Origin of the sequence: Acinetobacter sp. WCHAc060033 (assembly GCF_004209125.1) — a bacterium.
GTDB classification, from domain to species: domain Bacteria; phylum Pseudomonadota; class Gammaproteobacteria; order Pseudomonadales; family Moraxellaceae; genus Acinetobacter; species Acinetobacter wuhouensis.
The window spans coordinates 42569-54630 of record NZ_SGSW01000029.1; the positions used below are offsets into that span (position 1 = coordinate 42569).

The window sequence follows — 12062 nt, forward strand, 5'->3', positions numbered from 1 at the left end:
ATTGAGGATGATAAAAATGAATATTGAAAATAATCAACTCATTGATTCATCAATGGCTGAGTTAGTACGTGGTTCTCTCGGGTTAACCGTTATTGCATTGGGTGTATGTGGCTTCATTTATAGTAGTGTAGCTACAGGGTTTGGACAGGTGATATTTCCGGAACAGGCCAATGGCAGTATGATGATTGAAAATAATCAAATTGTCGGTTCAAGTTTGGTGGCTCAACCATTTACCCAAGCGCAATATTTTCACTCACGACCATCTGCTGCCAATTATGATCCAATGGCGATGGCTGGTAGTAATATGGCGAGAACGAATCCAGAATTGAATAAAATCATCAATGAACGGTTGAATAAAATCTCTGCTCAGGAACAGATTGATCCATCAAAAATTCCTGCAGATCTAGTCACAGCTTCAGGTAGTGGGATTGATCCTGAAATTAGTGTGCAATCAGCAATGATTCAAGTGAAACGTATTGCTCAAGCGCGACATCTTGCAGATCAAGATGTGATAAAACTAGTACAGGAACAAACGGTGCAGCCGACTTTTGGAGTTTTGGGTCAGGCGCGTGTGAATGTACTTGAGTTGAATTTGGCTTTAGATCGTGTAGGGAAGTGATGGATAATTAAAAAAGATTATTTAATCACAGTTTTAAAATAGGGATTTGGGCTTTTATTTGAGTAAAAGTCCTCTTTCCGAAGTAATACTTCTCAGCCTTTGGAAAGGGAGAAGTTGTGCGAATAAAAAAGATTTACGTTGTTTTAAAATTCAACACATATAGCAGAAATCTATGACTGACCAACGAAGCAACAAAGCGGATGTCTTACTACAACATACCCAGCGTTACCAATCTGGGCGATTGACGATTTTTTTAGGTGCAGCGCCAGGTGTGGGTAAAACTTTTGCGATGTTGGTTCGTGCACATGAATTGGCATTACAAGGAAGTAATATTGTTATTGGTTATGTGGAAACACATGGTCGGATTGAAACTGAAAACTTAATAGCGGGCTTAACGGTTATTCCTCGAAAGGTCATTGAATATCAAGGGCATTCTTTGGAAGAAATGGATTTGGACGCCGTATTGGAGAAAAAGCCCAGTATTGTACTTGTCGATGAGTTTGCTCATACCAATATGCCGAGTAGTCGGCATGAAAAGCGTTGGCAAGACATCAATGAATTATTAGATGCTGGTATTGATGTTTTCACCACAATGAATATTCAGCATTTAGAAAGCTTGAATGATGTGGTATATCAAATTACAGGAATTCGTGTATCAGAAACCGTACCCGATCGTGTATTCGAACGGATTCGTGATATTCGCTTGATTGATTTACCAGTCAATGAATTATTGGAACGGTTAAATCAAGGTAAGATTTATGTTCCTGAACAGGCACAGCAAGCATTACAACGATTTTTTAATCATTCCAATCTTACTGCTTTACGTGAATTGGCGATGCAAACCGTCGCTAGTCATGTGGATAGTGATGTACGGGAAAGTTTTGCGGTTCAGGGGCTTGCACCAATTCCATTAAAAAATCATATTTTGGTGCTGATTGAAGGTAATGGTCATGCTGAGGCATTGGTTCGGATAGGCTGCCGTATTGCTGAAAATCGTTTGGCAAATTGGACCGTGGTGACATTTTCCCCAGAATCCAATATACAACAATCAGAAAATGTACAAAGCCGAGAGATTGAAAATGCTTTCAATTTGACTCGTCAAATGGGGGGGATGACAGAAATTTTATATGGTCAACAACATGCTCGTACATTATTTGATTATGTTATGGATCACGGAATTTCCACGCTTGTCTTAGCACAAATTCAACCACCTAACAGATGGTTTAATTTTAAACCTAATTTGCTTGAACAGATTTTAAAGTATCAACCAAGTTTTGAACTGAGTATTGTACCTATTGCATCAGAACCAAGACCGCGACATTTTTTTCAACGACAAGGCGCTTTCTTAACCTTCAGAGAAAGTCTGTATGTGGTACTGACTACAGCAATCAGTATTATCATCGCAAGTTTAGGAGAAAAATATCTTGGTATTGAAGAGCTTTCGGTTATTTTTATAACCGCTGTGGTATTTGTTGCTTCTAAAACTCGAATGGTAGCTGCAGTATTTTCAGCGCTTTTATTTTTCTTAGCCTATAATTTTTTCTTTATTTCACCTAAATTTACTTTGCAAATTTCAGCACATCAAGGTGTGATCACAGTCGTGGCTTTTCTTGGTGCAGCATTGATTGCCAGTCGTTTAGCATCACGCCTCCGTGAACAAGTGACAGCGTTGAAAGCAGCCAATAGCTATAACAGTATCATGCAAGATTTAGGGCAAAAGCTTTCGGTTGCTGTGGATTTCAAGCAAGTACAAGAAATTGCAAGTAGTAGTCTAAGTAAAAATTTAAAAGCGCAAGTATGGCTATATTGTCCAGAAGCTTCAGATGGTAAAGATATCTTAAAACAACTCAGTGATAAAGAGCGGATTTCAGCTGAATGGACATTTAAAAATTTACAACCTTCAGGTCGTTTTACCCAGACGTTAACTGAAAATGCGTGGTGGTTTCTACCTCTACTTGCCTCTAAACAATGTTTAGGGGTGATCGGTATTCAGTTTTTACATGCACCAGCGCATCTCGGAAATGAACAAAAGCGTTTAGCGGAAGCAATGGTCGAATATATTGCACAAGCCATCTATAGGACGCAATTAACCAAAGCTTTAGAGGTCGCCAATGTTAGTTCAGAAACTGAAAAGTTGCGTTCAGCACTCTTATCTTCAGTTTCACATGATCTACGTTCACCACTCGCGTCAATGATTGGTGCTGCGGATACATTGACGCATTATAGGCATGCTATGGATGAACAAGATCAAGCCAGTCTTTTGGAAGCGATTCGTTTGGAGGGTGAGCGTTTAGACCGTTATATCCAAAACTTACTTGATATGACTCGTTTAGGTCATGAGGGTTTAAGTTTAAAGCGCGATTGGATTGGTGTGGATGAATTAGTTGGTTCTGCTGTTAGACGATTACAACGCTATATGCCACACGCCGTGATTGAAGTGCATTTACCTGAGCAAAGTTTAAGTCTATTTGTGCATGCGGCATTAATCGAGCAAGCAATTTTTAATGTTTTAGAAAATGCAGCAAAATTTTCACCTGAACAGCAGGCGGTGATTGTTGATGTAATGCAAGTCGGTGATAATGAAATTGAAATAGCGATTAGCGACCAAGGACAGGGGATTCCTGAGGATGAACGAGATCGGATTTTTGATATGTTTTATACTATGGAACGAGGCGATCGTGGGCAATATGGTACGGGATTGGGTTTAACCATTGTCAAAGCGATTATTGGTGCACATATGGGGGAAATTAGTGCATCATCAGCAAAGAATAATCATGGAACTTGTATCCGAATTATATTGCCAATTCAACAGATTACATAAATTTAAACTTGTCTAAATTATTGATTTTAATTAGTTATATGTGTTTGTGAGGAATAATGATGTCTGAGAAAAATGCTACAGTCAGTTCAACGACGCATATTTTAATTATTGATGATGAAACACAGATTCGTAAATTTTTAGATATAGCACTTAGAGCACAAGGCTATAAAACTATATTGGCTGAAAATGGGCAAAAGGGCTTAGAATTATTGGCATTGCAAGGTGCTGATTTAATTATACTTGATCTTGGATTACCTGATTTAGATGGGTTTGATGTTCTTGAAGAATTGCGAACATGGTCAAAAACTCCAGTGATTGTACTTTCTGTACGTGCGGATGAAGTTGAAAAAGTAAAACTACTTGATGCTGGTGCGAATGACTATGTGACTAAACCATTTAGTGTACAAGAGTTAATGGCAAGAATACGTGTCTTACTTCGGCAATATCAACATGTTGCAGTTGAATCAGCTATTTTTGATGATGGTGTACTCAAAATTGATTTTGCTCAACGTCAGGTATTTTTAGAACAGAATTTAGTGACTTTAACCCGAAAGGAATATCAATTACTCAGTCTATTGGCTCAACATAAAGGTCAATTATTGACTCAACCTCAAATTCTAAAGGAGTTATGGGGGCCGACACATCAGGAAGACACGCATTATTTACGAATTCTAGTTGCTAAACTAAGAGCTAAATTGAATGATAATACTGTACATCCTAAATATATTGTGACCGAGCCAGGTATTGGTTTAAGGTTTTTAAATGTTTTGGTGTAGTAGAACTTATTATCAATATTAATGAGTTAAATATTGAGTGTTAGTTTATTTAACATAATCAATGCTTAAGCACTAATTTATAGGCTTGTTTTTGTCACTTTCAATAGATTCACTCGAAAGAATGGCTTTGCACAAAAAATAATGGCAAACCATCTTCTTCGTCTTGCAATTTCATCGCTTGCGTACCATCTCGGTATTCAAAGATAACAATAGGGTAATTATCCCAATCAACAACATAAAAACGTCGATCGTTAATGATTAGATGATGTTCAGTAAATTGGTGTTGTAATAAGCACATAAATTTACTTTTATTGGGTGAGAGTAGATTTAACTCACGTATATGATCTGAATCTGATTGAGCACTAAGTTTGCCGCGATGTTTTTCATTCAAGCTGAGATAGACATGACGTGTTTCGTAGGTTGAGCAACTTTAAGTTTGTGAGCCACAGTATATGGTGAGCCTAAAGCAAAACCTATAAGTAAGAAATGATGATGAGCATTGTATTAAGCTTAGAATATGTTCTATTTATATGTAAATACTAATTGTCTTATGTTCACCTGAAGTCTAGTTAATAAAACTTTTATTAATTTTATTTATTATTTTCAATAACTTATATAAATAAAAAAATAATTATAAATTTTTGGTTCATGAACCTAATGAATTTATTGATACTTTTATAAAATAGAGTTAATTTGTCCGAGAGATATGGGTAGATATCTATTTTTGGTCTTTTTAGTGATTAGAGATATGACCATTGTCATCAAATTTTAAGGAATTCCTTAAGTTTTTTTCTTATAATTCAATAAAATAATTTTGAATACTCAAAAATTAAATGTAATATAAGTCACATTATGAACCGTTAAGTGAAATACGTTTTGCTTAAACGAATGATTGAGTTAGATCATCTAAATGATGATCGTGCTAGAAGACTCAGGTTTTACACCAAAATATTTGGCAGACTTTATTTTAAATACAATCCTAAACTGAATATAAAAAACCTTCGGAGGGCTTATTTGGCCAAACTAACCATCAACCTGAAAAAACTAAATTCTTACGCTAAGTATTTTTTCTAAAAGACACCGTACATATAGCATTACTTTATGTTAATAAAAATTTAGCATCATTTTTGACGCTTATTTGTTGTATGTGCAAAAGCAAGACATTTTAAATAAAGAATCTTTTAATATGAAAGTTACATATCCAGAGACAGGTATATACGAGCACGAACTCAAAGCAATTGATAAGATTAAAAAGGTCTTTGATCGTGGCGAAAAAACTAAAAACTGGCGAGCATATGCTGGTTTTGAATTTATGCATAAAAATGGAAAAAAAGCAGTAGCGAAAGGTAGTTCTGAGAAATTTGAATATGATCTCCTAATTATTACTCATGCAAACATTTTGGTCATTGAATTCAAGGACTGGAACGGTAAGGAAATTACAAAAGTTGCAGGAAAATGGTACGTAGGTAATAAAGAGCAAGATTCATGCCCTGTAGCTAAAAATGTAAAAAAAATGCAAATTATAGTTAATAAACTAAAGGATAAAGTTTCAGAAAAGAAAGCTAAGGGCATTACATTTCATTACCAAAGTGTTTCTCACTTTGTTGTCATGTGTGGTAAAGCAGATTATTCGCGCCTGCCTCCAGAAGATTTAGAGCACATTCTTTCGATAGATGAGTTTATACAATTAGCTCAACAGAAGAATTTTAATAATATGTTCCGCAAGCATCTGGAACGTGATGGTCGCATATATGATATTAAAAAAGAATATCACGCCATTATTGATGAAATTTTTGCGCCTGACCAAATTCAACCACGCTCTTTGATTATTAATAATCATGAACGAGGTGACTTGATCTTACCGCATCCTAAAAAGATTTATAGCGAGTATAAAGCGCATTCATTGACCATCGTTGGTGAAAAATCTTTAATGCGTTGTTGGGATTTTAATGAATTCAAGTTGAGTAACTCAAGAATGAGTCAGCCTCAACATCGATTCAACTTGATCTGCAATGAGCGCCGGGTTTTCCAAAAAATTAAAACAGAAAAGCCTGATCTTTATCAAAGTTGTTTGCACCCGATTACAAACCCAAGTCTTGATGACATGACATCAAAATATAATGAGTTGTATGAGTTGCCTGAGAACAGCTATCGAGTCAACGAATTCATCGGCGCTTATGCTGAGAAAATGTCTGAATCTGAGAAATTGGATTTATTCCAGATTTTGCTTGGTAAATTTAATCACCTACATCAAATGGGAATTACTCATGGTGATGTGGGTGATCATAGTGTGTGGATCTCTTATAAAAAGGAGATATTGCTATCCAATTTTTCGGCAGCAAATGATCAAACACAGCCCTCGAAAATTGACCCTGAACTGGCTAACGAACTCCCATTTTTGAATACAACAGCTCATCTTCCGAATCTTGCGCTGACAGCTGCACAAAAGGATGTGTATTGGTTAGGGCAGTTAATCCTTCATATTTGGAAGAATGCTCGACTGAGCCCACGTTCATTGAAAAAATTTAGTCTTGAGGAGCGAGATCAGAACCACTGGTTAGAGCGTATTTTAACACGAGCTTTGACAGGGAAATATGATAATGCATGTGCAGTATTCCAAGATTTCTTAGCTCAAAAACCTGCTGAACAAGTTAGTTATGAACTTGATGCAGATGTACTGAATCCATATTTAAATCAGACAAATACCTATATCAGTTACCCGATATTTGGCGCGCCTATTGATGCTAACCAAAATTTTACACTCTATGCATCAGGCAACATGTTAGTCAAAACATGGATGGGTAAAGTTGCATCTGCAATGACAACTTATCAAAAGAGTTGTTTTAAGCGATTCTTTGAAGAACTTAAAATGACGCAGGCTCTCAATTTGCCATACCTTCCTAAGATTATTGATTTTGGTTTATCAACTAGCACAGCATGTGTGTATCTAGTAACTGAAATGGTAAAGGGTGAAGCTTGGTCAACGGTTATTGAGGGCTTAACTGAGGATGAAAAAAATGAACTTTCACTTCAGTTATTGCATTCTCTGAAAAAATTTCATGAGCATGGCTTTCAACATGGAAACTTGGATGATGAAAAGATTCTAGTAGATAAAACAAACTTGAAAGTTAGTTTTAATGATTGCTTCCATCCTGAAGTACCACAACCTGATTCTTCTAATGCTTATTTCCCATCTGATATTGAAGATCCAACAGTCATTCAGTGTGACAACTTTACTGCATTGAAATTAATCGCAGATCTATACGATATAGACTTGGCTGTGGATGATGTGGCTTCAATGGATCCTACTTTATCCTGGCTAAATACAGCCTTGAGCATAGAAGGAATGGAAGATCCAAGTGTACGCTATATTGATAATTCTCGCTTTATAGAGGCATTTGAATGTAAGGGTGCTATTGTAAAAGAAGCTCCTCAGATTAGTATTTATACAAGTAAGGTTGAGACGCCCTTTACGATTTATCCCGAAAACGGCAAAGTTTATATCCAACTTGAGGCAGCAAGTGAGGGGGATTTTCGATTTACACTTAGCGGAATCAATGGCATGTTAAAAGGGTTTTATAAGCCCCATGAAAATCAATTAAGTTTCCTTGATTTTGTCAAAAAACAAGACCTGTGGTGGAAGGCTAGTAGGGATGCAGATCTGACTATTGATGTTAGCATTGAAGTCCACCCGATATCTGGGATGAGTAAGCGTGACAACATTGTAGAGTTAAATGACTTCTTAGCAAAAGATCAAAACTTTAAGGATGCTATTGAACAGTTTAAGCAAGCACAGCTCAAAAGGACTCAAGAGAAAGAGGAAACATTACGGGCTCTGCGTGAACAAAAAGCATTACAAGAAGAGATAGGCGATGTTATAGCTACTGATGAGCTTATGGCACAGCCAATGAGTCATCTGCCTACACATAGCCACTTAATTGATATTGAAACGAAAGAGTTGTGGAAAAAAGTCATGGCGACTGAGCGTCATGCACATCCTACAATCACTCTGTCTGAGCCGTTAAAGATAGTTTCGAGCAAACATTTTAAAGATTCAAAGAGTGCTATTGCATACTATGACTCTGCAGAAGATGTTTCAGCTAAATTTTCAAAGACCGATAAAGTCGATGTAATGTGCACTAAAGAAACTGGGGCGGGAGGTGATTACACTTTCTGCATAGGTACGGTGAATATTGCGCAATCAAAAGTCGGAGAATTGTGGATCGATTTTTGTAAAAAAACAAATGAAGTTCCTGAAGAAGCAACACTGTTTCTACAAAGCAAGGCAGATAAGTCATCTAATCGGAAACGTGCAGATGCTCTGACAAATATTCTGAGTAATAAGGCTGTCATTGAAAATCTCGTAGATTACTTTGAACCATCATTAGTGATTGAAGCAAAAGATTATGAGATTGAAGTGCCTGATGAAGATCTAGATCACTATAACAAATACAAAAATGGGGAATTGGTTAAAGCCCTCAATCCATTACAACGTAAAGCGTTCCGTAATGTGCTTAAGTATGGACCTGTATCACTATTAAAGGGACCACCAGGAACCGGCAAAACTGAATTTATCTCTATACTGGCTCACTATCTCTATGATAAACAAAATGTATCTAACATCTTAATTGTTAGTCAGTCGCACGAAGCTGTAAATACAAGTGTTGAGCGTATACGTCAGCTATGCACAGAGTATGACACACCATTAAGTATTGCTCGAATAAGCAATAAAGAGAGTGCTGTGTCTCCTGAATTAAAAGATGTCTATACAGGCTCAATTATTACGAGCCAGATAGAGCTGTTTAAGTCTAATATTAAAGAAAGAGTGCTTGAGCTTGCAAAAGATTTATCACTTGAAGCTGAATACTTGAGCGATCTTTATGAAATCAGAGTCACTATTTTAAATAGTCTTAAATCTGCGTATCAGTCAATCGACCAAGATGATCTTGATCAAAAGTTTAGTTTCTCATTAGAAGAGTATACCCAGGCTTTCAAATCAGCAATGCATAAGCTGAAGAGCATGTTTGACGGAAATCAAGACTTTTGGGATCAACTGGAAGACTGTATCAATGATAAAGAGATAACAGTATTAAACCAGTTAAATAAGATCGACATGATTACGTTCGCAGCACTTAATCAATACTACGGGGTATCTAATGAGGAAGGACTTAAAGCGAAAGCCTTGATCAATATTGCCCTAGATTATGAACCATTAATTGAAAGCCAAAATGCTAATTATGAAAGTTTTCTGGTCAAAACAAGGCAATTAGTCTGTGGCACATGCGTTGGTGTTGGCCAACAAAGTATTGGAATCGCCAATCACGTATTTGATTGGGTGATTATTGATGAAGCAGCACGTTCAATCGCTTCAGAATTGGCAATTGCAATGCAGTCAGGTGCACGTATTTTATTAGTTGGGGATCAAGACCAACTTCCTCCACTATATTCGAGCGATCATATAAAGGCTTTAGCTAAGCAACTTAAGATATCAGATGATGATTTGGAAGATAAATTACAAAGCGACTTTGGCCGTATCTTTAATTCACATTATGGACTAAAGGCTAGTTCAGAACTCTTGTCACAGTACCGAATGAGTCCGAGCATCGGCGAATTAGTTTCAGACTGTTTTTATGAAGGAAAACTTGAAACTGAAGTTGTCGATTCTCGTGGTTTAAGTGATGAAGAGCTGAAAGAAATTAAGTTAAAGCGGATTGTGCCTGATAACTATGCATCCGACATCGTAATAGAATTGAATTCAACAGTTACTTGGGTGGATACTGGGAATGCTGAGCATTTCAAAATGGAGAAAGGTAGTAGTATTTATAACCCACATGAAATTAATGAAATTATCGATTTTCTTCAGCGGATTGACCAAGACAAACTCTTGTTAAATAAATTAGTGCCAGAGCCTGATTCCCTTAAAGAGCCTGCTATTGGTGTAATTTGTACCTATGCTGAGCAAAAAAACCGGTTAAGAAAAGCCTTCTCTTTGTGTGAAGTGTCAGATGCATTGAGATCAATTGTGCGTATTGATACGGTGGATAGTTATCAAGGTAAACAGAATAAGATCATCATTCTCTCAGTTACGCGAAATGATCCAACTAAGTTTCCTGCATTTTTGAAGTCACCAAATCGTGTGAACGTGGCTTTATCTCGCGCAATGGATCGTCTTGTAATCTTTGGTGCGTCAGAAATGTGGCAAGGAGTCAACAGTAACTTACCTTTAGGACGCGTATTAAATTACATCAAGTGCCGTGAAAATCAGACTTTAGAATATCGATATATTTCAAAACGCGCCATTGTCAAAATAGTACAAAACAATCCGCACATTAATAAAAATAGATCAAAAAAATATAGAAAGGCAGGGGTATAACTCATGGAAAATTCACTAAGAAGCTATCATGACGTAGATGTTACATTGCCATCACAACTATTCAATGTGGCATTTAGCTATACCACAACAGATACCTTAGATTTTATTGATTCTATGGTATTGCGCCTATTGGTAATTGCACCACTTTCTGCTGAAAAAATAGCGCGGTTCTTAGGGTTATCTAATCATGAAACAGATGTGCTATTAACTAAATTATTAAAACAAATGCAGATAAAACATCTTGAAGATGATCGATTTGCTCTGACTCAGCGACTTGAGAAAGCATTCTCGGATGTTTGTGCAATTCCTTATGTAAATAAGATTGAGGACAATATTCAAAAGATGAGTTTTGAGATGATTGGCTTGAATCCTGAGCCAGTTAATCCCAACGCATCTGACAATGGGGCAAATTCAATTAAATTAGATGCTTCTAACCAATACCTTTCAAATGGTGAGTCTTTGGTTAGTAAGGAGTTTCAGAAAAATTTTCGATTTTATTTCAGCCAAGGATTAGTTAAGTTGAATCCATCAGTGGATGAAAAGAAGCTGCAACTGTATAAAATGAGCCAAGTGGAAAAATTGCGAGACCATTCTCGTCGTTTTACATTACCATTGACGCTTGATGAGAATTATACACCTACAGAGATTAGTGATTTTAATCACATGGAAAATCTTAACAAAATCGAAGATTCTCTTTACGCTGCTCTTAGATCAGCTAAGAAGCCACAAAATATTGAGGATATTCTAAAGGTACTCCATGAATTAGATATGGAGGATACTTTTTCAGTTGAATCTATTTTTAGCGAGAATAAGCTTAATTTAGATCGCTTATTTAAGCTAGAACACAAATCCAATGAATACTTTATCGGGCCAATATATTCTAAGGAAAATTCAGACCTGTTTTTCAAAACAATCAAACAATATCAAGACCAGAATAATGATGATAAACAGCTGTATTGGTTAGCTCCATCAGATGAATTTTGGGGTAAGTCAGATAGATTTAGTGATTTTATTGATCGTTTATCGACAACCACAATTACCAAAAACTTTAAATGCTTCTTACCAGTGGCATACAGAAATGATAAACAATCAATCGCAAGTTATAAAAAACTAATCACAGCTGAGGCAGGAGCCAAGCACTTTCTAACGTTTAAGGAAAGTAGTGTAGTTTTTGACGGTAATTTTGAGCTTTTGGTTATGAAAGACTCTTTTTGTGTTTTGATTATTCACGTTAGTGATTCATCCACAAATATTTTAACAACAGTGCCTGTGGGTATTATTGTCAAAAATAAGGCTATTGCCCAATCGTTTTATAAGTTTTTTGAAGACTTAGAGAACGATGGAGAGAACTTCTTTGGTTTATTAAATTCTAAAAAATAGAATAATCATCTTAAAAAGCTAGCAGATTTGCTAGCTTTTTTAAACTCAAATTAGAGTGGCAACAATCCAGACCAGACATTTCTACTTTGAAGT

Annotated in this window: 6 protein-coding genes; 5 read left to right on the forward strand and 1 reads right to left on the reverse strand. The window is 36.3% G+C overall.

Going from position 1 to position 12062, the window contains the following annotated elements; all coding sequences use genetic code 11:
* Nucleotides 1-16 precede the first annotated feature (16 nt).
* The 3 genes from kdpC to EXE10_RS13600 all read left to right on the forward strand — a co-directional run bounded on the left by kdpC (nt 17) and on the right by EXE10_RS13600 (nt 4216).
* A complete protein-coding gene (kdpC, locus tag EXE10_RS13590; protein ID WP_130113727.1) occupies nt 17-619 on the forward strand; it encodes a potassium-transporting ATPase subunit KdpC in 603 nt (200 codons plus the stop codon).
* Between the two features lie 172 nt (nt 620-791).
* A complete protein-coding gene (locus EXE10_RS13595; protein ID WP_130113728.1) occupies nt 792-3440 on the forward strand; it encodes a sensor histidine kinase in 2649 nt (882 codons plus the stop codon).
* A 59-nt stretch (nt 3441-3499) separates the two neighbouring features.
* Nucleotides 3500-4216: a response regulator gene (locus tag EXE10_RS13600; RefSeq protein WP_130113729.1), complete on the forward strand. Its 717-nt coding sequence runs from the start codon at nt 3500-3502 to the stop codon at nt 4214-4216.
* A gap of 109 nt (nt 4217-4325) precedes the next feature.
* On the opposite strand, the gene EXE10_RS21920 is transcribed toward EXE10_RS13600, so the two are convergent.
* The gene (locus tag EXE10_RS21920; RefSeq protein ID WP_228256836.1) at nt 4326-4514 is read right to left on the reverse strand and encodes a hypothetical protein; all 189 of its coding nucleotides are present in this window, start codon (nt 4512-4514) and stop codon (nt 4326-4328) included.
* A gap of 849 nt (nt 4515-5363) precedes the next feature.
* Here EXE10_RS21920 and EXE10_RS13610 point away from each other — a divergent pair.
* Entirely contained in the window at nt 5364-10589 is a 5226-nt protein-coding gene (locus EXE10_RS13610) for an AAA domain-containing protein (RefSeq protein WP_005005740.1), read from the forward strand.
* Between the two features lie 3 nt (nt 10590-10592).
* On the forward strand, nt 10593-11969 hold the full coding sequence (locus EXE10_RS13615; RefSeq protein ID WP_005005738.1) for a hypothetical protein: 1377 nt from the start codon (nt 10593-10595) through the stop codon (nt 11967-11969).
* Nucleotides 11970-12062: the final 93 nt, after the last annotated feature.